We start from the raw sequence: 24,671 nt of genomic DNA on the forward strand, positions 1-24,671 counted from the left end.
CTTGCGCTTTGCCGACTACAACCCGGTCTCCAAGCTGGTGACGCTAGGGGTCGCGCTGCACATGGGGGAATATTTCGGCCTTGTCAACCAGTTGCTGTGCGCGGTGATTTCACTGGCGCTGCTGGGCATGGCGCTTACCGGATTTGTGATGTGGTGGCTGCGCCGTCCGCAAAATTCGCTCGGCGCGCCCAAGCGCGTATTGCAGCCGCCGCCGTCCATCACGCGCTGGAAAGGCTATATGGCGCTGCTCGGCATCCTGTTCCCCCTGATGGGTGTGAGCATGATTGCAGTGTGGCTGGGCGATACGCTGTTTTTCAAGAAGCGTGCCTGAACCCCGTCAGGCAATCACTTCGACACCCGTGGCGCCTGCCGTCATCTCGCCGATGACGGCAGCATCGGCGAAGCCTTCGCGCCGGAACAAGGCCAGCACCTCGTCCACCGCGCCTGGGTCGCAAGAGACCAGCAGCCCGCCCGACGTTTGCGGATCGGTCAGCAGGCCGCGCTGGACAGTTGTGATGGATGCTGCCAGCGTCACTTCATGGCCGTAGCCATCCCAGTTGCGCGGCGAGGCGCCGGTGACATAGCCCTGCTCCGCCAGCTGCTGCACCCCTGGCAGCAGGGGTACGGCAGCCATGCTGAGGCGAGCGCACAAGCCGGCTGCGCGCGCCAGTTCCAGCGTATGGCCGAGCAGGCCGAAGCCGGTGACGTCGGTCAGCGCATGCACTGCAGCCATCTCCGACAGCAGCCTGCCTGGCTTGTTGAGCTTGGTAGTGTTGTCTATCAGCGCAGCATAACCGGCAGCGTCCAGCGCATCTTTCTTCAGCGCGGCAGAGAGCACGCCAACGCCGATCGGCTTGCCCAGCACCAGCTGGTCGCCGGCCTTGGCGCCGGCATTACGCTTGACCTTGGACGGATGGACCAGGCCCAGCACCACCAGGCCATAGATAGGCTCGACCGAATCAATGGTATGGCCGCCAGCTATCGGAATCCCGGCTTCCGCACAAATCGACTCGCCGCCCTTGAGGATGCTGGCGATCACTTCCAGCGGCAGCTTGTTGATCGGCATGCCGACCAGCGCCAGCGCCATGATCGGCGTGCCGCCCATGGCGTACACATCGGAGATGGCGTTGGTGGCGGCAATGCGGCCGAAATCGAAAGGATCGTCGACGATGGGCATGAAAAAATCGGTGGTGGCGATCAGCGCCTGCTCGTCGTTCAGCAGGTAGACGGCGGCATCGTCGGCGGTTTCAATCCCGACCAGCAATTTCTTGGGCACCGGAAAGCCGCTGGAACCCTTGAGGATCTGCGCCAGCACGCCGGGCGCGATCTTGCAGCCGCAGCCGCCGCCATGGGAAAAGGAAGTGAGTTTGATGCTGCTTGCGGAGAGATCGGACATACGGTTCCTGGGTCAATGACGCCTGCTGCAGGCGTCGGTTAGCGGCCGGCATGCGCCTGGCCGGCCTGTTATCGGTCTTGATGCAACTGCCTGGCAGCCTGCAAGAAAGCTTCTGTCGAAATATCCTCGAGGTCGAGTATCTGCGCTGTCGAGAACTGGCCGAAATTGCGCCTGATCGATTGCGCATAGGCTGGATCATAGTGCTTCAGCAACAGCTCATCCACCAGCGGCTCGATCTGTCCGGCCGACGCCATCTGCTGCCACTCGCCGATCTTTTCGCGGCCGTGCAGGTAGGCCAGGCAAGCCAGTTGTGTATTCAGCAAAGCCGGGTCGACGACGAAGTGGGAATAATCTTCCATCAGCAATTTGACCCGTTCGGCCCGCGGCAGCGCCAGCGCGATGCAGGAAGACTTGCGGATCTGCTCGATCAAAGCCTCGGGAATCCGCAGGTTGCCGATCTTCTTGCTTTCCGATTCGACAAATACCGGATAGCGCACATCGAAGTATTGCAGTTTGTCCCAGATCCTGCTTTCAAAGGCCTTTTGCGACGGCTGTGCTTCTTGCGGCAGGTTGCCCAGCACCGAGCCGCGGTGGGCGGCGATCTGCTCGAGGTCGAGCACTTGCGCGCCTTGCTGCTCCAGCACCTGCAGCAAACGGCTCTTGCCGCTGCCGGTCGGCCCGCAAATCACCTTGAAGCTGAATTGCCGCGGCAACTGCTCCAGGCTGCCGATCACATAGCGGCGGAATTCCTTGTAGCCGCCCTCCAGCTGGACCACCGGCCAGCCGATTTTGGCCATGATATGCGCCATCGCGCCGCTGCGGTTGCCGCCGCGCCAGCAATAGATCAGCGGCGTCCATTCACGCGGCTTGCCGATGAACAGGGTTTCGATGTGCTGGGCGATATTGCGGGCCACCAGCACCGCGCCCAGCTTCTTGGCTTCAAATGCGCTGGTCTGCTTGTACAGGGTGCCGACCTGCACGCGCTCGGCGTCGCTCAGCACCGGGCAATTGATGGCGCCCGGAATCCGGTCTTCGGCAAACTCGGCCGGCGTGCGGGCATCGATGATGGTGTCGAACTGCCTGATCTGGGGAAACACTTCTTCAAACGATAGCAATGCTGGGTATTTCATTCGCGTTTTCTATTGGTTGGCGCTGCTCCGGAACCGTCATTATCCGGCATTTTCACGGGCTCCCCGCGGATAGTCTCAAAACTCGGCCGGGCGCGCCAGCATGCCCCACGCCAGCTGCACCAGCTCATCTTCAAATTCGACGCTGCCCAGCAGCGGCGACTTCTCCAGCGAGGCGCTGCGGATGGCGCCGATCACGGCGCGCGTCACCACGAACATCATGGCCGGCGTCGGCGGCCGCAGGTTGGGATGATGGATACGCTGCATGCTGATGGCAATCCGTTCCGCCGTCTCGCGCAGGGCCTGGGTGATGTCTTCGTGGTGATCATGCTGCCAGGCGAAGCGGATCATCGCCCGCTTGGCGCTGCGGCCGCTGCCCAGTCCTTCTATATTGATGCGGATGAACTGGCGCAAGAAGGCTTTCGGATCGAGCTGGCCGATCTGGGTTTCGGCGCTTTCCATCAAGGCATCCAGCTCGTCCATCACGCGCCGCCGCTCACGTGCGATCAAGGCTGTCAGGATGGCATCCTTGCTGGGGAAATACTGGTACAGGGTGCCGATCGAAAAACCGGCTTTTTCGGCCACCTTGTTGGTAGTCAGGCCAGCTTCGCCTTCGCTCTCCAGAATCTGAGCAGTCGTCTCGAAAATGGTTTCTATGGTGCGTTGCGCCCGCTCCTGGGTCGGCAATTTTCGCATCGTTTCAGAGGGAGAACCTGGAATTCGCTTGACCATGTCGGCGCCTTTGGAAAAACTGAGCAAGTTGCGAGTTTAAAAACTGAATAATGCTCAGTATACTGGTTCTATCGTTAATCACCAGAGATAGGCCAGTGAATACATCCAGTCCATTGTTGGTAAGAAAACTGCTAGTCGACCTGTCGCATGGCTTTCCGCGCCACTGGCTGGCAGGCAAAGCCTTCCGCACCCAGTTTTTCAATGCCTTGTCGATGAGCTTTCCGGTCGGCGAGCAAGAGTTCATCGATTCCGTGCGCGAAGCCGCGCTGGCCTTGCCGGACGGTGCCGAGCACGCGCAACTGCAGGCGACCATCCGCGACTTCATCGGCCAGGAAGCCACCCACCGCCGGGTCCATGCGCTGTATAACGCCGAGCTGGAAAAACAAGGCCTGGTCAATCACTGGCAATACTGGGCCGCCAACCTGATCGAACTGGGGCGCAAGCGCGGCGTGCCGCCTATCAGCAAGCTGGCGATCACCGCAGCCTTCGAGCACTATACCGCGGTGCTGGCCGACCTCACGCTGCGCTATCCGCAAGTGATGCAAGGCGCCGATCCGATGTTGCAAACCCTGTGGCGCTGGCATGCGGTGGAAGAAACCGAGCACAAGGCGGTCGCCTTCGATCTTTACCGCACACTGAACGGCAGCTACCAGACGCGGGTACGCTGGTACATGTTCGCCATGATGCGCTTCACCGTCATGGCCACCCGGCAAACCGTCAACAACCTGTGGCATGACCGCGTGCTGTTCAAGCCCAGCATCTGGCTTGATGCGGCCAGCTTCTTTTTCGGCCGCCACGGCCTGGTCTGGCTCAGCACCAGGCCCTTGCTCGACTACTTGAAACGCGATTTTCACCCATGGCAACATGACAACCGCGAACTGGCAGAACAATGGCTGGCCGCCAATGCCGCGCAGTACAGCATCGTGCGCGGCTTGAAAGGCGCGTAGGGTGGGCAGGTTTTTCTGCCCACGCGTGACCGTGATATCCAGAGTACTAGACCCACCCGGCACGGAAACAAGTCCGCGCACTGAGTGAATTCACGCGTGGGCACAATGGCCCACCCTACGGGCTTAGGCAAGCCATACTGCAGCAAAATGCAAGGAAACTCCGCCGCCTCTGTCGGATAGACTAAAATGCGATCCGCTGCATTCATTTAGTCGAAACAAGGAGTTTTCGTTCATGTCCAGGATGTTCCGCTTATCGCCTGCCCTGCTGCCGGTCCTGCTGGCCGGGGCCATGGCGGGTTGCTCGACCACCAAGCCCACCGTCTACCAGGGCGAGGAGTTCAGCGACACCAGCACGTTTTCCCACGATTTCGCCACTTCCAGCTCAGCTACCTGTGAAGCGGCGCGCCGCACCTTGCTCAGCCAGGGCTATATCATCAAGCAGGCCAAGGCCGACCTGGTGGACGGCCACAAGCATTTCCAGCCGGACCCGGACGTGCACGTCGAAATCGAATTCCACGTGGTGTGCGCGCCCAACGACAAGAATGGCAAAAGCACGACCTTGTTCGTCAGCGCCACCCAGGACCGCTACGCGCTCAAGAAAACCAACAATTCCGCCAGCGTCGGCCTGAGCGTGCTGGGTTCGGTGTCGATGCCGATCGGCAGCAGCTCCGATTCGCTGGTGAAGGTCGCCAGCGAAACGATTCCCGCCGGGCTGTTCTACGACCGCTTCTTTGGCCTGATCGAGCACTACCTCGGCCTCGACGGCGGCTTGCCGGTAGTGGATTTCGACGACAAGCCGGCGTTGCCGACCAAACCGGCGGTAAAAGCCGAGCAGGAATAGAACCTGCTGCGGCAATGAAAAAAGCCGCTGGCGCGTATTGCGCCAGCGGCTTTTTTATCGGGCGGCGAAATGATAGGCCGCCGCTCAAGACACGTTAGAACGCCTTTTTCAAGCCCAGCTGGAAGGAATTGGTCTTGTTGCCGCCCGCAAACTGGCCGTTATAGCTGGCGTAGGCCGTGAAATCGGTGGCCAGCGCAATGCTGGCCCCGAGCTCCAGCCTGGCGCTGTTGCTTGGGCCCTGATAGGCAGGGAGGCCGAAGCTGCCAGCCATGCCGACCAGGTTGGCGCGGACGTCGCGCTCGCTGTCTTCAAACTCTTTTTCCCAGGCCAGCTTGGCAAACGGCTGCACCGTATAGCTGCCCAGCGTCAGCTTGCTCGTGACTTGCGCGCCGAGGCTGGATACCAGCGAATTGCGCCGCTGCGACTGGAAATTCATGGCGGTGCTGTCGTTGCCGTTTTCCGTATAGCCGCCGACATTGACCTGCTGCCAGGTCAGGTTGGCGACCGGGCTGAGCGTCGCCGCGCCGAGGTCGAAGTCATACTGGCCGCCGACGCGGAACAGGAACTGATGGCCGTTGGCGCTGCCGCTTTCGCTGCGGGTAGCGGCGCCCAGCACGATGTTGCGGGTAACGTCGTTGTATTGCAGCGAGCCGGCCATGCCGATGGCGTTGAGCGCCCAGGCGCCGTCGCGGTATTGTCCGTAGCCCGACAACATTGCCTGGTCCAGCTTGAAGCCGCCAGTGTCATTGCCGAAATTCGCCCGGTTATGGGCGAAGCTGAAGGCGCCGCCGACCGTCACATTCTGATTGACGGCATAATCGACGCCGACCGTCAGGCTGTTGGCCGAACCGTCCAGACCCGGGTTGTTGCCATTGTGATCCAGGCTCTGATGGGTGTTGTCATAGGCGGCAAAAGCTTCCACCTGGCCGGCGCGCGGCGTCAGGCGCAGACGGTCGTCGATGACGCGGGTGAAGCTTTGGGCGCCGGCCAGCGGTGCTTCCGCCAGCATGCCGATCTGGCCCGGCGCCTGCAACACCGATTCAATATATTGCGCCAGCACCGCATGGCCGGCGCCGGTCGGATGGACGCCGTCGGCAAACAGATAGGTTTGATTGGCGCCGGGCGCAACCAGCGTCGCCGTCGTGCAATTGCCCGAAGACGATGTGGTGCAGGCCGGCGTGGTGACGTTGGTGAACCCGTACAGGGACGGATTAGCGATTACTTCCCGCAGCATGCCGAAGGCGTTGATTGCCACGATATTCCCGCCCAGCCCGTTCAAACCATTATTCAGAGCCGCGTTGAAGCTGTTGGAGGAGGCCGTCCACAAGGTCGCCAGCGCCGGAATCGCCATTCCTTCAGGCGTCTTGCCGACATCCGGCAGATTGACCACAAGCACGGTGCCCGCGCCGGCCTGCTGCAGTTGCCGCACCAGTCCGACCACGTTGGTAGCTTCGCCGGTAACTTGCTGGATCACCAAGGCGGCGGTCGCCGCTTGCGTCGCCGGATTGAGCAAAGCGCCGGCGCTGGTGCTGGTGTAGCCGAACACGTCATTGGCGCCGGCCCAGACCGAGTACAAACCCTTGCTGTCGAGCCGCGGGTTAGCCGCCAGGTAGCCGTTGACCTGGCTGGTGACGGTCGGCACCAGCGGCGCTGTCGCCGCATCGGGCCAGCCGTTCTGCGCCGTGACGCGGGCGCCGCCGACCGCGTAGTCGGTGCCGCCGGCAGCCTGTACGCCGGTCGGCGTCAGGATGGCGGCAGGATTGGCGGTGTTGCCGTATTTGTGCGCCAGCAGCAGCGCCCAGACCGGATCGGGATTGGTGGTGAACGAGCGCTGCTGGCCGACGCCGCTAAAATAGCCGCTGTCGGTCAGCGAATCGCCGAAGAACACCATCTGGGAAAAATTCGCGGCGCCGGCCGGGGCACTGACAATGAAGCCGGCGCCGATCAATGCAGCGGCGCGGGTCGCCAGGGTCAGCGCCCGCGTCATTGGTTTCAGACGGAATGATTTAGATAAAGATATGCGCAATTATGTCTCCTTCTTGTATTTATAGATTTGCGCTCTCAATATCGGCCACTCGGCCGCCAAAGTCAATCAGCCGCATAGGCAAAACACTCCAAAATCACACTGGCGCAGCGACTGGCGCTACACTCGCTTGTACCCTCGCGCGCCGCGGCAGCGGCCAGCCCATTTCCTACTCAAGCCGACCATGGACAAAATAGATAAACAGATTCTCGCCATCCTGCAGGAAGACGCCAGCACGCCGGTGGCGGAAATCGCTGAAAAGGTCAACCTGTCGTCGACGCCATGCTGGCGCCGCATCCAGAAGCTGGAAGAAGATGGCGTGATATTGCGCCGCGTGGCGCTGCTGGATGCCGACAAGCTGAATGTCGGCGTGACCGTATTCGTCTCGATCAAGACCAGCCAGCATAACGCCGGCTGGTATGCCCAGTTCAGCAATACCGTCAAGTTGATCCCGGAAGTGGTGGAGTTTTACCGCATGAGCGGCAATATCGATTACCTGCTGCGGGTGGTGGTGCCGAACATCGCCGCCTACGACACGGTGTATCAGAAGCTGACGCAGTCGAATGCCCTGTTCGATGTCAACGCCAGCTTCGCCATGGAGCAGATCAAGCACACTACCGCTTTGCCGCTGGACTACGCCGGCCTGGATTGACTTTAAATTGCCTGCTCCATGCGCTTGAATGCCAGTCCCATGTCGGCGATCAGGTCATCGATGTTTTCCAGGCCGACATGGATGCGCACCAGCGGATTCGGGTAAACGATCTTCGACGCTACCCGGGTCGGCGCTTTGTCCAGCGGCAAAGCCAGGCTTTCAAAGCCGCCCCAGGACAGGCCGATGCCGAACAGCTGCAGGCCGTCGAAGAATTTGGACAGCGCCGGCCGGCCGACTTCTTTCAGCGCAATCGTGAACAGGCCGCTGGCGCCGAGGAAATCGCGCTGCCACAGCTTGTGGCCGGGATCGGACGGCAAGGCCGGATGCAGCACGCGCTCCACCAGCGGCTGGCTCTGCAGATACTCGGCCAGCTGGATGCCGCTCTCCGAGTGCTGGCGCAGGCGCACCGCCATGCTGCGCATGCCGCGCAAGGCCAGGTAGATATCATCGGGGCCGGCGGTCTGGCCGAAATCGTGGGCGCCGTTCTTGAGAATGTTCCAGGCCCGCTCATTGGCGCTGGCGACTCCCAGCAAGGCATCGGAATGGCCGACGATGTATTTGGTGGCGGCGTGGATGGAAACATCGACGCCATGCTCGAAGGGCTTGAAGAACAAGGGTGTGGCCCAGGTGTTGTCGAGCAGGACGTAGGCTCCGACCTTATGTGCTTCTTCGGCGATGGCGGGAATGTCTTGCACCTCGAAAGTCCAGGAACCCGGCGATTCGACAAACACCACGCTGGTGTTCGGCCGCAGCAGGTGGCGGATGTCGCCGCCGATCAGCGGATCGAAAAATTCCACCTCGACGCCCATGCGGCGCAGCACGCGATCGGCGAAGGTACGGGTCGGGCCGTACACGCTATCGGTGACCAGGATGTGGTCGCCGCTTTTGACGAAAGCCATGATGCTGTGGGTGCAGGCCGACAGGCCGGACGGGAACACCAGGCAATTGTGCCCACCTTCCAGCGTGACGATTGCCTGCTCGAAGGAGCGCGTGGTCGGCGTGCCGAAGCGGCCGTAGTTGGACATCGGATTGTCGATCTGGCGCGCGGCTTCCCAGTCTTCCAGGTTGTTGGCGATGATGGTCGAGCCGCGGAACACCGGCGTGTTCACCATCCCGCCAAAGCGCGCGGGTTCGCGGCCGCAATGGAGCAGCTGCGTGTCGACATGCGTGGCCGGGGAACCGGAAGTAGGATGGTTAGACATGGGGCCTCCAAGAAATGACTGTACGGCGTGATTACCTGTGTCTATTGTAGGAGTGTGAACGTGGAAAATTATTGCAAAAAATTTCTTAAAAATATAATTTATTAGAATAATTTTCCATTTTTTATTTAATTTTTAGAAAATAAAAACAATAAAGCATATTTTTATAGTGAAAAATCGATAAATGCCCTTTCCTCGATATATATGCAAATCATATTAATAGAGCATAAATCATATATTTGACACAGCGTTATGGGCAAGGCACTCTATCGTCAGCCCTGAAGCCATTTTCCCGGAGAAGCACATCATGCCGCAATATCGTTCCCGCACCACCACCCACGGCCGCAACATGGCCGGCGCCCGCGCACTGTGGCGCGCCACAGGCATGAAAGACGGCGATTTCGACAAGCCGATCATTGCGGTGGTCAACTCCTTCACCCAGTTCGTCCCTGGCCACGTCCACCTCAAGGACCTGGGCCAGATGGTTGCGCGCGAAATCGAAGCGGCCGGCGGCGTCGCCAAGGAATTCAATACCATCGCGGTCGACGACGGCATCGCCATGGGCCATGGCGGCATGCTGTATTCGCTGCCGTCGCGCGAACTGATTGCCGATTCGGTCGAATACATGGTCAACGCCCATTGCGCCGATGCCATGGTCTGCATCTCGAATTGCGACAAGATCACGCCAGGCATGCTGATGGCTGCCATGCGCCTGAACATCCCGGTGGTGTTCGTTTCCGGCGGCCCGATGGAAGCCGGCAAGGTGGTTGAAAAGCTGCCGGGCGTGGCCGTCATCGACCAGAAGATTTTCAAGATCGACCTGGTGGACGCCATGATCAAGGCTGGCGACGCCTCCGTCAGCGATGCCGACATTGCCGAAATCGAGCGCTCGGCCTGCCCCACCTGCGGCTCCTGTTCCGGCATGTTTACCGCCAATTCGATGAACTGCCTGACCGAAGCGCTGGGCCTGGCCCTGCCCGGCAACGGCACCATCCTCGCCACCCACGCCGACCGCAAGGAACTGTTCCTGCGCGCCGGACGCCTGATCGTCGAACTGGCCAAACGCCATTACGAACAGGACGACTACTCGGTCCTGCCGCGCAGCATCGCCACCAAGGCCTCCTTTGAAAACGCCATGACGCTGGACGTCGCCATGGGCGGCTCGACCAACACCGTGCTGCATCTGCTGGCGGCGGCGCAGGAAGCCGAAGTCGATTTCAAGATGGCCGACATCGACCGCATCTCGCGCCACGTGCCGTGCCTGTGCAAGGTGGCGCCGATGACCGACAAATACCATATCGAAGACGTGCACCGCGCCGGCGGCATCATCAGCATCCTGGGTGAACTGGCGCGCGCCGGCCTGCTCGACACCGGCCGTCCGACGATTCACGCCAAGACGCTGGGCGACGCCATCGCCAACAACGACATCACGCAAACCCAGGATCCCGCTGTACACAAGATGTTCAGCGCGGCTCCCGGCGGCGTGCCGACCCAGGTCGCGTTCTCCCAGGAAAAACGTTTCACCAGCCTCGACACCGACCGCGACAACGGCTGCATCCGCAACAAGGCGCACGCTTATTCGCAAGACGGCGGACTGGCGGTCTTGTACGGCAACCTGGCGGAAAACGGCTGTATCGTCAAAACCGCCGGCGTCGATGAAAGCATCCTCAAGTTCAGCGGCCGCGCCCGCGTCTTTGAAAGCCAGGACGATGCCGTCGAAGCGATCCTGGGCGACACAGTGCACGCCGGCGACGTCGTCATCATCCGCTACGAAGGACCGAAAGGCGGTCCCGGCATGCAGGAAATGCTGTACCCGACTTCCTACATCAAATCCAAGGGCCTGGGCAAATCCTGCGCGCTGTTTACCGACGGCCGCTTCTCCGGCGGCTCCTCCGGCCTGGTGATCGGCCATGCTTCGCCGGAAGCGGCGGAAGGCGGCGCTATCGGCCTGGTGGAAGAAGGCGACATCATCGAAATCGACATCCCGGAACGCCGCATGCACCTGAAGATCAGCGACAGCGATCTGGCGCAACGGCGCGCGGCGATGGAAGCCAAGGGCAAGGACGCCTGGAAGCCGGTCAACCGCCAGCGTTACGTGTCGCAGGCATTGCAAGCCTACGCCGCCATGGCGACCTCGGCCGACCGCGGCGCGGTGCGCGATATCAGCCAGCTGAAACGTTAAATAGCGGCCGGTATACGCGATTGTTTCATAGCGTTTATCTGGCAAGAAAAATGTAACTCTCTGTAAAAGAGGCCGCCGCAAAGCGGCCTCTTTTTTCATCTTGATTTGTTATTATTCTGGAAAAACATATCTGCAAATAACGCGAAAGACGCGGCAAAATCCCCTGGATCGATGGCAGCCGAGGCTTTTTTTCGTGTTTTCCCGGGCTAGCGCCTTGATCAATCCCGCGCCGAACCTCCATCTTGCCCCCGCATCCGGCACTTGTTCCCTGCCTAAAGCAAGCCCGCCATATGGTAAAGTTGCAACCCCTGCCCGAGCGGCTTTGCGTCCGGCAGTTTCCCGGCTATAGATGACTTCGTTGAATAACCCCGAATTACAAACAGCAGCAAGCACGGCGCGGCATGTTGCCATCATCGGCGGCGGCCCGGCCGGCCTGATGGCGGCCGAGGTGCTGGCCGCCGGCGGCGTCCAGGTAGACCTCTACGACGCCATGCCGTCGGTCGGCCGCAAATTTCTGCTGGCCGGAAAAGGCGGCATGAACCTGACCCATTCCGAATCTTATGCCGCCTTTGTCTCGCGCTATGGCGCACGCCGCCCGCAGATCGCGCCCATGCTCGATCAGTTCGGCCCGGATGCGCTGCGCGCGTGGGTGCAAGAGCTGGGCATCGATACTTTCATCGGCTCCTCCGGCCGCGTCTTCCCGACCGACATGAAAGCGGCGCCGCTGCTGCGCGCCTGGCTGCAGCGCCTGCGCCAGGCTGGCGTACAGTTCCACATGCGCCATCGCTGGCTGGGCTGGGACCAGCACGACGCCCTCGCTTTCGAGACCCCACTTGGCCAGCAAAGCGTCAAGGCCGATGCGGTCGTGCTGGCGCTCGGCGGCGGCAGCTGGGCGCGGCTCGGTTCCGACGCCAGATGGGTGCCGCTGCTGCAGCAGCGCGCGGTGCAGGTAGCGCCGCTGCGGCCGTCCAATTGCGGCTTCGACGTTGGCTGGAGCGAATATTTCCGCAGCCGCTTCGCCGGCCAGCACCTGAAATCGGTCGCCATCCTGACCGGCGCCGACGACACTCAGCCAGCGACACGGAAACAAGGCGAATTTGTAGTCACCGCCGATGGCATCGAAGGCAGCCTGGTGTATGCCCTCTCGGCCGGCCTGCGCGACAGCATCGCCGCGGACAACGCAGGTACGACGATCCACATCGACCTGCTGCCCGACTGGCCGCTGCAGCGCGTGATCGACGAAGTTGCACGGCCGCGCGGCGCCCGCTCCTGGTCCAGCCACCTGCAAAGCCGGCTCGGGCTAAAGGGCGTCAAGACTGGCTTGCTGAGAGAACTGGTGGCGCCCGCCGATTTCATCGAACCGCTGCGCCTGGCGCATGCGATCAAGGCATTGCCGCTGACCTTGCTGGCGCCGCGTCCGATCGACGAAGCCATCAGCAGCGCCGGCGGCGTAGCGTTTGAGAGCATGGATCCGCAACTGATGCTGAGCGCCTTGCCGGGCGTGTTTTGCGCCGGTGAGATGCTCGACTGGGAAGCCCCCACCGGCGGCTACCTGCTGACCGCCTGCCTGGCATCCGGACGGGTGGCCGGCCATGGCGTTTTGAACTGGTTACCGTAAAATGAGCCATTTACCGTGCAACTTGTCGGGCACCTTATTGGCCCCCTTAAGTGCTGGCTTTTTATTCATGAACAATACGGCAGCGCCAGGCGCTGCCGGCGGACTTGCATGCAAGTCGACCAAACAAGGCTGAACCGATGAAGGAAGGGAGTGTAAAACGAGGCAAACTGTCGTGGCTGGACAAGCGGCGCGCCAATCAGCAACGCATCCCCAAGATCGTTGGCATACTGATTTCCATCCTGTTCCACGTGGCCGGCATCTGGTATCTGCTGACGCAGCTGCCGGTCGAACTGACATCCCCGACGCAAGGCAGCATGGGCGCCGTCAGCATCACCTTGGCGCCGGCGCCGCGCAGCACACCGAAACCCACGGTCAAGACCCCGCCGGCCAAGCCCAAGACAGCGCCGGCGCCGGCCAAGCCGCGCCGCACTCCGCCCAAGGTGGCCCAGGAACGCATGCCGGTCACGCCGGAGGCCCCGCGCACCATAGTCACGCCGCAACCGGACGCTCCCAAGTATGCACAATCGGTACAGGAAGATTTTTCCACGCAGCTGCAAGCCCGGCGCGAGCAGCGTGAAGCCGCGCAGGCGCAGGAACGCGCCATGGCCGGCGAAGATTCGCCCAGCGAGGAAGCGCCGCAGTCGCCCAACGACATCGCCAAGGCCAACATCCAGGCGCAACGCGGCTGGATGGGCATAGACAAGGCAAAGAACGGCGGCATCTTCGAGGTGCGCGACAAGACGCCGTTCCGCGCCAACCTGGTGTTCCACGGCTGGAGCACCGACAACAACCGCAGCGCTACCCAATACATCCCGGTCGAGCGCGGCGGCGAAATCAGCATCGAAGCCGCCATCGTCAACAAGATGATCGACATGATCCGCAAGAAGACCCAGACCGACATCCCTTGGCGCTCGCAACGGCTGGGACGCGTGATCACCCTGAGCGCGCGCCTCAAGGATACCGAGGAACTGCAGCAGTTCCTGATGCGGGAAATGTTCTACCAGGACAGCGCCCCGCCACGTTGACAGCCGCAGGCGGCCAGGCGCCGCCTCTGCCTGCCTCGTCATGATTGTCGAAACCGCAAAGAAATGGCGGCTGGGCCTGCTTCCGCTTACAATATCGGCTAGTGGACTGTCACAGCCCACCAGACCCGAATACCCTTGCAGTCGGGCGCCAGCGGCGCCTGAGAAAGAACCCATTTAATGCACTCAGTTTTTTATCAGCGAGCCGCCCAATGACGGTAGCGGCACAAAAAGTTTCACCCGGCATGCAGCAATATCTCGGCATCAAGGCCGACTATCCGGACACGCTCGTGTTCTACCGGATGGGAGATTTCTACGAACTGTTTTTCGAAGATGCGGAAAAGGCCACGCGCCTGCTCGGCATCACGCTGACCTCGCGCGGCACTTACAACAACGCGCCGATCAAGATGTGCGGCGTACCCTTCCATTCGGCCGACCAGTACCTGGCCAAGCTGATCAAGCTGGGCGAATCGGTCGCGCTATGCGAGCAGATCGGCGACCCGGCCACCAGCAAGGGCCCGGTCGACCGTAAAGTGCTGCGCGTGATCACGCCCGGCACCCTGACCGATTCCAACCTCTTGCCGGAAAAATCCGACCAGCCGCTGCTGTCCTTGTTCGTCACCCAGCAGCGCAAGACGCTCAAGGTCGGCATGGCCTGGCTGTCGCTCGCCAGCGGCGCCCTCAAGATGATGGAATTCGCCTGCGAAGCGGCGACCCTGGACACCCTGCTGAAGCAGGAGCTGGAGCGCATCGCGCCGGCCGAGGTGCTGGTAGCCGATATGGTTGACGCCATGCTGGCCAAGGGCGTGGTCGACAAGGCCACCACGGTGCCGGAATGGCACTTCGATATCGCCCACGGCCAGAAATCGCTGCTCGACCAGCTCGCCGTCAGCACCCTGAGCGGCTTCGGCGCCGAGGGCTTGAGCGCAGCCATCGGCGCGGCCGGCGCCTTGCTGCGCTACGCCCAGTCGACCCAGGGCAAGGGCTTGCAGCACGTGCGCACGCTGACTGTGGAAACCGAAAATGAATTCATCGGGCTGGACGCCGCCACCCGCCGCAACCTGGAGCTGACGGAAACCATCCGCGGCCAGGATGCCGCTTCCGGCGCGCCGACCCTGTTCTCCCTGCTGGACCACTGCCGCACCGCGATGGGTTCGCGCCTGCTGCGCCACTGGCTGCATCACGCCAAGCGCGAACAGAGCGTGGCGCGCGGCCGCCATGCGGCGATCGGCGCCTTGATCGCGGCGGATGCCGGCAGCGCCATTTCCAGCACGCTGAGCGCGGTGCCGGATATCGAACGCATCACCGCCCGCATCGCCCTGCTCTCGGCCCGGCCGCGCGACCTGGCCGGCTTGCGCGACGGCTTGCAGCAGCTCGATGCGCTGCGCGCCGACATCGCCCTGTGCGATAGCGACAGCCCGGCGCCCTTGCTGCGCGAGCTGCAAACTGCGCTGGCAACTCCGACCGACTGCCTGCAGCTGCTGCAAAGCGCGATTGCCGCGGAGCCCTCGACCATGGTGCGTGACGGCGGCGTCATCGCCACCGGCTTCGACGCCGAACTGGACGAACTGCGCGGGCTGTCTGAAAACGCCGGCCAGTTCCTCGTCGATCTGGAAACGCGCGAGCGGGCCCGCACCGGCATCGCCAACCTGCGGGTCGAATACAACAAGGTGCATGGCTTCTATATCGAAGTCACCCACGGCCAGACCACCAAGGTGCCGGACGATTACCGGCGCCGCCAGACGCTGAAGAACGCCGAACGCTACATCACGCCGGAACTGAAGGCGTTTGAAGACAAGGCGTTGTCGGCGCAAGAGCGCGCCCTGGTGCGCGAGAAAATGCTGTACGAACAGATCCTGCAAGACCTGGCGCCGCACATCGGCACCCTGCAGAATATCGCCCACGCGCTGGCCCAGCTCGACACCCTGGTAGCGCTGGCGGATCATGCCGCACGCCACGACTGGTGCCTGCCGCAGCTGGTGGCGGAACCGGCGATCCAGATCGTGCAAGGCCGCCATCCGGTGGTTGAAAAGCAGATCGAACGCTTCATCGCCAACGACTGCCAGCTCTCGGCCGAGCGCAAGCTGCTGCTGATCACCGGCCCCAACATGGGCGGTAAATCGACCTTCATGCGGCAAGTCGCGCTGATCACCCTGCTGGCCTATGTCGGCAGCTATGTGCCGGCCGACAGCGCAGTGCTGGGACCGATCGATCGCATTTTCACCCGTATCGGCGCCGCCGACGACCTGGCCGGCGGCCGCTCCACCTTCATGGTAGAGATGACTGAATCTGCCGCCATCCTCAACGGCACCAGCGAGAATTCGCTGGTGCTGATGGACGAAGTGGGGCGCGGCACCTCCACCTTCGACGGCCTCGCACTGGCCTGGGCGATTGCACGCCATCTGATCGACGTCAGCCGCAGCTTTACCTTGTTCGCCACCCACTATTTTGAACTGACCCAGCTGCCGGACTTGCATCCGTCGGCCGCCAATGTGCATCTGTCGGCGGTCGAGCACAAGGACAGCATCGTGTTCCTGCACGCGGTGCAGGCCGGTCCTGCTTCGCAAAGTTACGGCTTGCAGGTAGCGCAGCTGGCTGGCGTGCCGTCGCCTGTGATCCGCGCTGCCCGCAAGCACCTGGCTTTGCTGGAATCGCAATCGATGCAGGCGACGCCGCAGTTCGACCTGTTTGCGCAGGCCGCCAGCATCGGCACGCAGGAAGAAGCTGACGACGGCGACGGCAGCGCGGCCCTGGGCGGCGAGCTGATCGCAACCCTGGACAGCATCGACCCCGACGCCCTGACGCCGCGCGAAGCGCTGGAACAGCTGTACCGCCTGAAACATCTGACGACTGCGCAAAAAAACTGATGAAAGCCGCGCCGCAACGCAACTCACCGCCACTCCTGCCGTCCAGACTGATGCTGCTGCTCAGTCTGGCGGCGGCGCTGACGATGAATTGCGGTATGGCGCTGGCAGACACCACCAGCTTCAGCTTTGGCGTGATCGCCCATGCGTTTCGCAGCGATTCGGACGAGACCACGCTGCGCAACGCCATCACCGAAACCGACGCCGACAACCTGGCGTTTGTGGTGGCGAATGGCATCAAGGCTGGCAGCGAACCGTGCTCAGACCAGCTGTACAGCCAGCGCAAGACCTTGCTGAGCAGTGCAAAGAACGGCCTGATCGTGTCGCTCTCTGCCAGCGACTGGGTGGCATGCCGTACCGCGGCCGACCGCTCGGCTGCAATCGAACGCCTGAACCGGGTACGCGATCTGTTCTTTTCCGACGAATTTTCTTTTGGCGACAGCAAGATCCCGCTGATCAGGCAATCGACTTCGCCAAAATTCCACAGCTATGTGGAAAACGCCAGGTGGGAAATCGGCAATGTGGTGTTCGCCACCATCAATCTGCCGGCCAGCAACAACCACTACATGGCGGAAGGCGGCCGCAACAGCGAATTTGAAGACCGCCAGATCGCCAACCGCGAATGGCTGCAGCGGATTTTCCTGAATGCGACGCAAAAAAAGGCGGATGCAGTCGTCCTGTTTTGCGACGGCGATCCGCTGGCTACCCAGCGCCACCGGGTATTCGACTTTAACGTCAAGCGTGACGGCTTTGCCGAAATCCGTCAGCGCATCAGCGCCCACGCCAGCCAGTTTGGCGGCAAGGTGCTGATCATCCACGGCCCGCACGGCGCCGATGCACCGAACTCGACGACTATCGTCTGGCAGCGTAACCTGGGCGACCTGGAGGTCAGCGGCAGCTGGCTGAAAGTCAGTGTCGACCCTGCCAATCCCAAACTGTTCGATCTAGGCAAGAGCGCCGACCAGGCCAAGCTGTCGCGCCGCTAAACTTTTAATCCCCGCCTTGGAAACCGCATTCTAAGGACACGCCTAAATTCCGCATTGATTGACAAAAAAGCCATTTTTAAGCACGTTCTCCTGCGAAGATAAAGTCTGTTTGTTTACATGCCAAAACAGCAATAACATGGTTGTCACTTGACACCCTTGATTCTTCCATCTAGACTGGAGACATTCATGACTCGCCCGCCCATCCGCACAAGGAAGTTGAAGCGTCTCTGAAACACGCAGAAAGCCAGGGCTGGCGGATAAAAATCGGCGGCAGCCACGCCTGGGGCAAGATTTATTGCCCATATAACGATGCGGAATGCCGTTGCGGAGAATTCTGCATCACCTGCATCTGGAGCACGCCGAGGAATCCAGGCAATCATGCCCGCGCATTAAAACGCGTGGTGGACAACTGCACTACGCACGGGCAACAGATATCAAGCAAAGATCGGGAGTAAGGCCATGGAATACACTTTCACCCTGAAATACCAGCTTTCCCCCAGCGACTGCGACCACGACAAGCTGATGGAACGCCTGGGCGCAGCAGGCTGCGACGATGCATTGGTCGGCGTCGGCCAGGTGCGCCGCATCGCCCTCGCCTTCACCCGCGAATCGGCATCGGCCGAGACAGCGGCGCTGAGCGCGCTGGCAGACGTCAAGCGCGCCATTCCCGGCGCCAGCCTGATCGAGGCGACGCCCGATTTCGTCGGCCTGACCGATGTCGCGGAATTACTGGGAGTGAGTCGCCAGAACATGCGCAAGCTGATGGTTAACAACGCCAGTTTCCCAGCCCCGATCCATGATGGCAACGTCGCCATCTGGCATCTGGCTGACATCTTTGCGTGGCTAGCGTGGAAAGGCGGCTATCAATTGGAGCAAACGATGGTTGCCGTGGCAAGGGCTGCCAAGCAAGTCAACCTGGCCAAGGGGGCTGGCCAGCTGGCCCCGGAAATGCGGCGTGAAGCGCAAGCTTTGTTCACCTAGGCCTGAATCACAGGCTTAGGCATTTTCCGGAGCGGGGTCGCATGGGCGGCAATCACCGCCCGGCGATTTAGTGGATAGGATGGCTGCGGAAATGGTCGTCCGCGCCGTCTTCATCCTGGTCGTCGTGATGATGACCGTGGGCGCCGTGGACATGCTGATGCGCGATTTCTTCTTCTGTCGCGGCGCGGACTTCCGTCACGTTCAGATCGAAACGCAAGGCTATGCCGGCCAGCGGATGATTACCGTCGAGCACGACCTTGTCGTCGGCGATATCGGTCACCGTGAAAATCAGGGCTTGCTCTTCTTCATCTTCATTGTCTGGCGTGCCTTCGAACTGCATGCCGACTTCCAGCGGTGTCGGCAAACGATTGCGCGGCTCTATCTTGACCAGATTCGAATCGTATTCGCCAAAGGCGTCGTCCGGCTCGACCTGCAGTTCGGTGTGGTAGCCGGTTTCCTTGCCATCCAGTGCTTCTTCGATTTTCGGCAGCGTGTTTTCATAACCGCCGTGCAAATACACCATCGGCTCGCTGCTTTCCTCGATCAGATTGCCTTGGGCATCTGACAATTTGTAGCGTACAGTCACTACCGTATTTTTGGCAATCTTCATGATCATTCCTTTCATTTAACATGCGTTGGGATTATACCCGCCGGAATGGCTCAGCCTTGCCGGGAACGCAAAATTTACTCGTTCAACGTCAGCCCAGGCCGCTGGAAAATACCGGTAGTGCACGGAATCCACGATCCTGCCTAATTTTACGGCAAGCAACCCGATATAATACGCGCATGAAAAATTCCACACTCCTGGGCGCACTGACGCCCGCACAATTCCTGCGCGACTACTGGCACAAAAAGCCGCTGCTTATACGCCAAGCCTTACCCGGCTTTAAACCGCTGCTGTCGCCCGAGGCCCTGTTTGAACTGGCCCGCCGCGACGACGTCGAATCGCGGCTGGTCACTCACTTCAAGCAGAAATGGCAAGTCAGCAACGGTCCGTTGACCGATTTGCCGACCGCTGCGCAAAAAGACTGGACCCTGCTGGTGCAAGGCGTCAACCTGCATGACGACAACGCCGACGCTCTGCTGCGCCAGTTCCGCTTCATTCCCGACGCCCGCCTGGACGACCTGATGATCAGCTACGCCACCGACACCGGCGGCGTCGGTCCGCACTTCGACTCTTACGACGTGTTCCTGCTGCAGGCGCATGGCCAGCGCCGCTGGAAAATCGGCGCTACCCAGGACCTGACCCTGGTGGAAGGCAGCGCCCTGAAGATCCTCAAGAATTTCAAGCACGAGGACGAGTTCGTGCTCGAACCCGGCGACATGCTCTACCTGCCGCCGCAATATGCGCACGATGGCGTCGCCGTCGGCGAATGCATGACCTACTCCATCGGCTTCCGTGCGCCGCCGTTTCAAGAACTGGGCGAAGCCTTCCTGCAGTTCATGGCCGATTCGATCGATCTGCCCGGCCGCTATGCAGATCCGCAACTGGAGACCAGCAAGCATCCGGCGGAAATCAGCGCCAGCATGCTGACTCAGATTTCAGACGAATTGAATAAAGTGCGCTTTACCGATGACGACATCGCCATTTTCGTTGGCCAGTACCTGTCCGAACCGAAAGCCAGCGTATTTTTCGAATCGCCCGCCAAGCCGCTGACGCTGGCGCGCTTTACCGCGGCATTGAACAAGCGCGGCGTAGCGCTCTCGCGCAAGACCCAGATGCTGTACCGCGGCAAGCATGTGTTTATCAATGGCGAATCGTTTGCCATCGGCCGCGCCGACAAGGCATCCCTGACCTTGCTGGCAGACGAGCGCCGGCTGGACGGCGCAGCGGCTGCCAAAGTATCGACCGACGTGCTGGATGCGCTGTACACCTGGTATGAAGACGGCTGGGTTACGCTGGGCTGATTGTGACGAGATGTTTCCGGAAAAGTGACATGCTCCGAAAACATCCGTTTCCAACCCCGAAAAAAAAGATCGCGACCTCATTATCGCGATTAAGATATTTGAATGGCGGCTAAAGGCGAAGAAATCGGCACATAAAATAGCAGCATAGAATCAAATAGAAATTCGTTAAATGTAATTAATAATAAAACAAACATTAAATTAATATTTACTACCAGTTTGCTTAAATATTATTCACGGTTGACAGTATTTAACAAATACGAAGTCCCTACGGCAGAAAACGACGAATGTCATAATCACCGTTCGGACCGCAATCGCGTCGCGATTTTCAACTGTAATTCTGACAGTTGGCAGCACTCATGCATCACCCATGGAATTGAAGCGGCTCCCGTAAGATTGAAAAGCGCTGTTGCGTTGATACAAATTCTTACCAAATAGCAAACCGTCAATGTCATATTTAACAAATTCCGGCTATAATCCTGAGCTGGAAAGTTTTTGTTGCATCGCGATGCGCAGTCCCGGCAAAGCACTGCGAAAACATCCTGTAGAGCGATAATTACCGGTAATTATTCATCGCAAAAATTTTGATTACTACTGAAGGAACATTCATGAAAAAAACACTGTTGATCGCATCCCTGTTGGCTCTGACTCTGGCTGCTTGCGGCAAAAAAGACGAAGCTCCTGCTGCTGACGCTGCTGCTCCAGCTCCAATGGCTGCACCTGCTGCCGCTGACGCTGCTGCTTCCGCTGCATCCGACGCTGCTGCTGCTGCAACTGCTGCTGGTTCCGCTGCTGCCGATGCTGGCGCTGCTGCTGGTTCCGCTGCTGCTGCCGCTGGTTCCGCTGCTGCTGATGCTGCTCACACAGCTGTTGACGCTGCTGCTGACGCTGCTAAAGCTGCTGCCGCTCCTGCTGCTTCCAAGTAATCATTGGTTGCGTAGAAAAAGCCGACCTCTGGTCGGCTTTTTTTTGCCTGTATTTTCGCAGCAAACCTGCCTTGCGTGCTGCTCTAGCGTCATGTCATGCCACTAGCCGCAAGCACTCAAATCTCGATCCAGCTGAATCCCTCTTCCTGGCAAGCGATCGTAATCTCCACCTGTTCATTGTGACGCGCATCGCATAACGCCGCGTAAGCCAGCTCCGGCAAATTATTACGCACGCTCAGATGCGCCCCCACCACCTTGCGCAAGCGCGACTGGTCCAGCGCCTTCAGAATTTCGCACGCCGCCTGGTTCGACAAATGGCCGTATTCGCCGCCTATGCGCCGCTTGAGTGAAGGCGGATAGGCCGAATTGCGCAGCATCTCACGGTCATGATTACACTCCAGCACGAGCGCATCGCTGCCACCCAAGGCTTGCACCAGATGATCGGTCAGCTTGCCGGCGTCGGTCAGCACGCCCAGCTTGTGCTTGCCGTCGGTGGCGACGTATTGCACCGGCTCGCGCGCATCGTGCGGAACCGTATAGGGAGTCAATTGCAGATCGCCGATGGCGAGCGCTGCGCCGTCGCGGCAAAAGCCGACTGTCACGCCGGAGCAGTCCTGGCGCAGCGCCTGGAAGGTGCCGTAGGTAAGCCAGACCGGCAAGCGATAGCGGCGGGCGAATTTGAAAACGCCGCCGATGTGGTCTTGATGTTCGTGGGTGACGACGATGGCAGAGAGGGAGGCGCCATCCAGGCCCAGGCGGGCCAGGCGTCTTTCGGTTTCGCGTATGCCGAAACCGCAGTCGAGCATGACATTAGTCGTGCTGCCGGCAGAAGTTGCCGATATCAGCAGTGCGTTGCCTTCACTACCACTACCCAAGCTTGCGAATTTCAAGGATAGATCCTTAGGTCCCGTTAGGGAATAAGTTGGGCATTTGGGCGGCCGTAGCTGGATGCGATGCAAGGCGCCCGACGCGCCGCAGTGCGAGCACTGCAAGCGGCGGCGAACGTAACAGCGGCAGCAACGCGCCAGCTACGGCCGCCCAAATGTTCAAGTTATTTCCTGACGGAGCCTAAGCACAAGAAACGCACTGCAATCGTTCGGGACAAACAGATTATTTACTTCAGCTGCTCATTCAACAATGCCAGGATCTTGTCGGATGTCTTCGACAACTCAGGTTTGCCGTCCTTGTTGAGTACGGTGACCTGGCTGCCAGTGTCCGAACCCTTGACTGCGATGCGGTAGCTGGCTGCATTCTTCGCTTTGTCGCTGTCCGAGCTGCTGAATATCTTGGCGAAGAAACCCTTGTCCGATTTCTTGTCCTTGGCATCCGCATCCTGGTCAACGTAACGCACGAAGTACACGCCTTGTGTACGGTCGCGGTCTTCCACGGTAAAGCCGACACGGTCCAGCGCCAGGCCGACACGGCGCCATGCGCGGTCGAAGCCTTCATCGACCTGGACGAAATCGCCGGCGGCGTTCTTGACCAGCTTGGAACGCGCGTTCAGCGACGGCGTATTGGCGACAGCGGCCTTGGCCTTGACTTCATCGGCGCCAAGGCGACCCATCAGGCGCGACAGGAATTCTGCTTCCAGCTGCGGATCGGCGGGACGCGAGGTCCAGATGCTGGATTCCTTTTGCGCGCCGGACAAGACTTCTTCGGCGCCGCGGTGACTGATGTAGATTTCGGTAGTGCCGTTCGGGCCGCGTTCCAGACGGGTGCGGAACTTGTCGCGCTCACCTGTCGAGTACAGCGAATCAAAAACCTTGCCCAGGGTGTTGCGCACGAAATCCTGCGGAATCTTGGCGCGGTTTTCAGCCCAGTCGGTTTCCATCACGCCGGTTTCCGGATTTTCGATATTGATCAGGAAGCCCGAATCCTGCCAGAAATCCTTGACCTTAGGCCACAGGCTGTCTGGCGTTGCGTTGACTACCAGCCAGCGCTGCGAACCGTCGCGCTCGATATGCATGTCCGGCGCCGCATTCGGCGCGACAGCCGCGGATGCCGCGGCGGGACGTGCACCTTGCTCCAGGTTGTAGCCGGAAGCCGTGGCAGTGCCTGCATTCGTATCAGGAATGGCGTAGCGGTTTTCACGCTGCAGCTGGGTCAGGTCGGGCGGGATGTCCAGCTTCGGCGCCGTTACCTTGCCTGCGCTTTTGTAATCGATACGATCCGGTTCAAGCACCGAATTGATCGAAGAGCATCCTGCCAGACCGGCCAGCGCCAAAGCGATAACAATGCCACGTTGCGGGAAACTGAATTGAGTCGATGGAATGTTCTTGCGAATAGTCATGTGGATACAGGATCAAAAAGACGAAGGAAGTTCTAGGAAAAACGCCTGTCAGCGCAGCTTATTGTAATACACCCGCTTCACGCAACGCCGCGCGGACGGTTTCATGATATTCGGCTGCCAGCGGCACCAACGGCAAACGGATACCGTCCGCCATCATGCCCATTTCGGTAAGCGCCCATTTCACGGGCAAGGGATTCGGCTCCACAAATAACTTGTTATGCAAAGGCAAAAGCTTGTTATTCAATTTGACAGCTTCCGCGACGTTTCCGTTCATTGCCGCCACGCACAGCAGATGCATGTCGCGCGGAGCGACGTTGGCGGTAACGGAAATATTGCCCTTGCCGCCGCAGAACATCAGCGCCATGGCCGTGGCGTCGTCGCCGGAATAGACGGCAAACTCAGGCGGCGCCAGGCGGATCAGGTCGGAGCCGCGGCCAATATTGCCGGTGGCATCCTTGACGCCGATAATTCCCGGCACCTGCGCCAGGCGCAAGATGGTTTCGTTGCTCATGTCGGCAACGGTGCGGCCAGGGACGTTATACAGGATGATAGGCAAGTCGACCGATTCGGCGATCTTCTTGAAATGCTGGTACATGCCCTCTTGCGTCGGCCGGTTGTAGTAAGGCACGACCTGCAGCGAGGCATCGGCGCCGGCTTCCTTGGCAAAGCGGGTCAGCTGAATCGCTTCCGCTGTGGAGTTGCCGCCGCTTCCGGCAATGATAGGAATGCGCTTGGCAGCGTGGTCGACCGCCAGCTTGATCAGGGCGCAATGCTCTTCAACCGTGACAGTCGGCGATTCGCCTGAAGTGCCGACGATGACGATCGCATCGGTGCCTTCGGCGATATGCCAGTCAATCAGCTTGCGCAAACCCGGCAAGTCGAGACTGCCGTCGGTATGCATGGGAGTAACGATTGCAACAATGCTGCCCTTGATCATGATCGTGAATGCGAAAAAATAAAAGACTGATTGTAGCGGATCA

22 protein-coding genes are annotated in these 24,671 nt (G+C 60.3%); 13 read left to right on the forward strand and 9 right to left on the reverse strand.

Annotation, left to right across the window (positions count from 1 at the left end; genetic code table 11):
- On the forward strand, positions 1-331 hold a 331-nt coding region (locus VNZ65_RS24220), incomplete at its 5' end, for a PepSY domain-containing protein (protein ID WP_325673661.1).
- A gap of 6 nt (positions 332-337) precedes the next feature.
- On the opposite strand, the gene selD is transcribed toward VNZ65_RS24220, so the two are convergent.
- The 3 genes from selD to VNZ65_RS24235 all read right to left on the reverse strand — a co-directional run bounded on the left by selD (position 338) and on the right by VNZ65_RS24235 (position 3,219).
- Complete coding sequence (selD, locus tag VNZ65_RS24225) at positions 338-1,396, reverse strand: selenide, water dikinase SelD (protein ID WP_325673663.1); 1,059 nt, start codon at positions 1,394-1,396, stop codon at positions 338-340.
- 68 nt (positions 1,397-1,464) lie between these two features.
- Positions 1,465-2,526 (reverse strand): tRNA 2-selenouridine(34) synthase MnmH, encoded by a 1,062-nt coding sequence (gene mnmH, locus VNZ65_RS24230; protein ID WP_325673665.1) that lies wholly within the window; start codon positions 2,524-2,526, stop codon positions 1,465-1,467.
- Positions 2,527-2,601: 75 nt separating this feature from the next.
- Entirely contained in the window at positions 2,602-3,219 is a 618-nt protein-coding gene (locus VNZ65_RS24235) for a TetR/AcrR family transcriptional regulator (RefSeq protein ID WP_325673667.1), read from the reverse strand.
- A gap of 131 nt (positions 3,220-3,350) precedes the next feature.
- Between VNZ65_RS24235 and VNZ65_RS24240 the strand changes: the two genes are divergently transcribed.
- Both VNZ65_RS24240 and VNZ65_RS24245 read left to right on the forward strand, forming a co-directional pair.
- On the forward strand, positions 3,351-4,202 hold the full coding sequence (locus tag VNZ65_RS24240) for a metal-dependent hydrolase (RefSeq protein WP_325673669.1): 852 nt from the start codon (positions 3,351-3,353) through the stop codon (positions 4,200-4,202).
- Between the two features lie 232 nt (positions 4,203-4,434).
- Positions 4,435-5,043: a DUF2242 domain-containing protein gene (locus tag VNZ65_RS24245; protein WP_325673671.1), complete on the forward strand. Its 609-nt coding sequence runs from the start codon at positions 4,435-4,437 to the stop codon at positions 5,041-5,043.
- Positions 5,044-5,137: 94 nt separating this feature from the next.
- Here the strand turns inward: VNZ65_RS24245 and VNZ65_RS24250 are convergent, their stop codons facing one another.
- A complete protein-coding gene (locus VNZ65_RS24250; RefSeq protein ID WP_325673673.1) occupies positions 5,138-7,030 on the reverse strand; it encodes an autotransporter outer membrane beta-barrel domain-containing protein in 1,893 nt (630 codons plus the stop codon).
- 220 nt (positions 7,031-7,250) lie between these two features.
- On the opposite strand from VNZ65_RS24250, the gene VNZ65_RS24255 reads away from it, so the two are divergent.
- The gene (locus VNZ65_RS24255) at positions 7,251-7,718 is read left to right on the forward strand and encodes an Lrp/AsnC family transcriptional regulator (RefSeq protein ID WP_325673675.1); all 468 of its coding nucleotides are present in this window, start codon (positions 7,251-7,253) and stop codon (positions 7,716-7,718) included.
- A gap of 2 nt (positions 7,719-7,720) precedes the next feature.
- Here the strand turns inward: VNZ65_RS24255 and metC are convergent, their stop codons facing one another.
- Positions 7,721-8,920: a cystathionine beta-lyase gene (metC, locus tag VNZ65_RS24260; protein ID WP_325673677.1), complete on the reverse strand. Its 1,200-nt coding sequence runs from the start codon at positions 8,918-8,920 to the stop codon at positions 7,721-7,723.
- 304 nt (positions 8,921-9,224) lie between these two features.
- Here metC and ilvD point away from each other — a divergent pair, with 304 nt between their 5' ends.
- The 7 genes from ilvD to VNZ65_RS24295 all read left to right on the forward strand — a co-directional run bounded on the left by ilvD (position 9,225) and on the right by VNZ65_RS24295 (position 18,570).
- A complete protein-coding gene (gene ilvD, locus VNZ65_RS24265) occupies positions 9,225-11,099 on the forward strand; it encodes a dihydroxy-acid dehydratase (protein WP_325673679.1) in 1,875 nt (624 codons plus the stop codon).
- 349 nt (positions 11,100-11,448) lie between these two features.
- Positions 11,449-12,717: a TIGR03862 family flavoprotein gene (locus VNZ65_RS24270; RefSeq protein ID WP_325673681.1), complete on the forward strand. Its 1,269-nt coding sequence runs from the start codon at positions 11,449-11,451 to the stop codon at positions 12,715-12,717.
- Positions 12,718-12,854: 137 nt separating this feature from the next.
- Positions 12,855-13,742 (forward strand): hypothetical protein, encoded by an 888-nt coding sequence (locus VNZ65_RS24275; protein ID WP_325673683.1) that lies wholly within the window; start codon positions 12,855-12,857, stop codon positions 13,740-13,742.
- Positions 13,743-13,951: 209 nt separating this feature from the next.
- Positions 13,952-16,606: a DNA mismatch repair protein MutS gene (gene mutS, locus VNZ65_RS24280; protein WP_325673684.1), complete on the forward strand. Its 2,655-nt coding sequence runs from the start codon at positions 13,952-13,954 to the stop codon at positions 16,604-16,606.
- On the forward strand, positions 16,606-17,589 hold the full coding sequence (locus tag VNZ65_RS24285) for a hypothetical protein (RefSeq protein ID WP_325673686.1): 984 nt from the start codon (positions 16,606-16,608) through the stop codon (positions 17,587-17,589). Before mutS ends, VNZ65_RS24285 begins: the two co-directional genes overlap by 1 nt.
- Before the next feature lie 182 nt (positions 17,590-17,771).
- A complete protein-coding gene (locus tag VNZ65_RS24290) occupies positions 17,772-18,044 on the forward strand; it encodes a hypothetical protein (RefSeq protein ID WP_325673805.1) in 273 nt (90 codons plus the stop codon).
- Between the two features lie 4 nt (positions 18,045-18,048).
- A complete protein-coding gene (locus VNZ65_RS24295; RefSeq protein WP_325673688.1) occupies positions 18,049-18,570 on the forward strand; it encodes a DNA-binding protein in 522 nt (173 codons plus the stop codon).
- 67 nt (positions 18,571-18,637) lie between these two features.
- Here VNZ65_RS24295 and VNZ65_RS24300 read toward each other — a convergent pair whose 3' ends face one another.
- Positions 18,638-19,180: an FKBP-type peptidyl-prolyl cis-trans isomerase gene (locus VNZ65_RS24300; protein ID WP_061946072.1), complete on the reverse strand. Its 543-nt coding sequence runs from the start codon at positions 19,178-19,180 to the stop codon at positions 18,638-18,640.
- Positions 19,181-19,356: 176 nt separating this feature from the next.
- On the opposite strand from VNZ65_RS24300, the gene VNZ65_RS24305 reads away from it, so the two are divergent.
- A complete protein-coding gene (locus tag VNZ65_RS24305; RefSeq protein WP_325673691.1) occupies positions 19,357-20,478 on the forward strand; it encodes a cupin domain-containing protein in 1,122 nt (373 codons plus the stop codon).
- A 605-nt stretch (positions 20,479-21,083) separates the two neighbouring features.
- Complete coding sequence (locus tag VNZ65_RS24310; protein ID WP_325673693.1) at positions 21,084-21,401, forward strand: hypothetical protein; 318 nt, start codon at positions 21,084-21,086, stop codon at positions 21,399-21,401.
- A 116-nt stretch (positions 21,402-21,517) separates the two neighbouring features.
- On the opposite strand, the gene VNZ65_RS24315 is transcribed toward VNZ65_RS24310, so the two are convergent.
- The 3 genes from VNZ65_RS24315 to dapA form a co-directional block, all read right to left on the reverse strand.
- Entirely contained in the window at positions 21,518-22,291 is a 774-nt protein-coding gene (locus tag VNZ65_RS24315; protein ID WP_325673694.1) for an MBL fold metallo-hydrolase, read from the reverse strand.
- Between the two features lie 224 nt (positions 22,292-22,515).
- Positions 22,516-23,691 carry an outer membrane protein assembly factor BamC gene (bamC, locus tag VNZ65_RS24320; protein ID WP_062116473.1) on the reverse strand — a complete coding sequence of 392 codons (1,176 nt, stop codon included), beginning with the start codon at positions 23,689-23,691 and terminating at the stop codon, positions 22,516-22,518.
- Between the two features lie 58 nt (positions 23,692-23,749).
- Positions 23,750-24,628: a 4-hydroxy-tetrahydrodipicolinate synthase gene (dapA, locus tag VNZ65_RS24325; protein WP_061939808.1), complete on the reverse strand. Its 879-nt coding sequence runs from the start codon at positions 24,626-24,628 to the stop codon at positions 23,750-23,752.
- Positions 24,629-24,671: the final 43 nt, after the last annotated feature.

This window comes from Collimonas sp. (assembly GCF_035566555.1).
Taxonomy (GTDB): domain Bacteria; phylum Pseudomonadota; class Gammaproteobacteria; order Burkholderiales; family Burkholderiaceae_D; genus Collimonas.

Coding starts and splice junctions, on each gene's coding strand:
- VNZ65_RS24250 (WP_325673673.1), bottom strand. CDS start 7,030: ATGACGCGGGCGCTGACCCTGGCGACCCGCGCCGCTGCATTGATCGGC.
- VNZ65_RS24270 (WP_325673681.1), top strand. CDS start 11,449: ATGACTTCGTTGAATAACCCCGAATTACAAACAGCAGCAAGCACGGCG.
- dapA (WP_061939808.1), bottom strand. CDS start 24,628: ATGATCAAGGGCAGCATTGTTGCAATCGTTACTCCCATGCATACCGAC.
- selD (WP_325673663.1), bottom strand. CDS start 1,396: ATGTCCGATCTCTCCGCAAGCAGCATCAAACTCACTTCCTTTTCCCAT.
- VNZ65_RS24310 (WP_325673693.1), top strand. CDS start 21,084: ATGAAAAAAACACTGTTGATCGCATCCCTGTTGGCTCTGACTCTGGCT.
- VNZ65_RS24300 (WP_061946072.1), bottom strand. CDS start 19,180: ATGAAGATTGCCAAAAATACGGTAGTGACTGTACGCTACAAATTGTCA.
- VNZ65_RS24255 (WP_325673675.1), top strand. CDS start 7,251: ATGGACAAAATAGATAAACAGATTCTCGCCATCCTGCAGGAAGACGCC.
- VNZ65_RS24235 (WP_325673667.1), bottom strand. CDS start 3,219: ATGCGAAAATTGCCGACCCAGGAGCGGGCGCAACGCACCATAGAAACC.
- metC (WP_325673677.1), bottom strand. CDS start 8,920: ATGTCTAACCATCCTACTTCCGGTTCCCCGGCCACGCATGTCGACACG.
- ilvD (WP_325673679.1), top strand. CDS start 9,225: ATGCCGCAATATCGTTCCCGCACCACCACCCACGGCCGCAACATGGCC.
- mutS (WP_325673684.1), top strand. CDS start 13,952: ATGACGGTAGCGGCACAAAAAGTTTCACCCGGCATGCAGCAATATCTC.
- bamC (WP_062116473.1), bottom strand. CDS start 23,691: ATGACTATTCGCAAGAACATTCCATCGACTCAATTCAGTTTCCCGCAA.
- VNZ65_RS24295 (WP_325673688.1), top strand. CDS start 18,049: ATGGAATACACTTTCACCCTGAAATACCAGCTTTCCCCCAGCGACTGC.
- VNZ65_RS24275 (WP_325673683.1), top strand. CDS start 12,855: ATGAAGGAAGGGAGTGTAAAACGAGGCAAACTGTCGTGGCTGGACAAG.
- mnmH (WP_325673665.1), bottom strand. CDS start 2,526: ATGAAATACCCAGCATTGCTATCGTTTGAAGAAGTGTTTCCCCAGATC.
- VNZ65_RS24285 (WP_325673686.1), top strand. CDS start 16,606: ATGAAAGCCGCGCCGCAACGCAACTCACCGCCACTCCTGCCGTCCAGA.
- VNZ65_RS24245 (WP_325673671.1), top strand. CDS start 4,435: ATGTCCAGGATGTTCCGCTTATCGCCTGCCCTGCTGCCGGTCCTGCTG.
- VNZ65_RS24305 (WP_325673691.1), top strand. CDS start 19,357: ATGAAAAATTCCACACTCCTGGGCGCACTGACGCCCGCACAATTCCTG.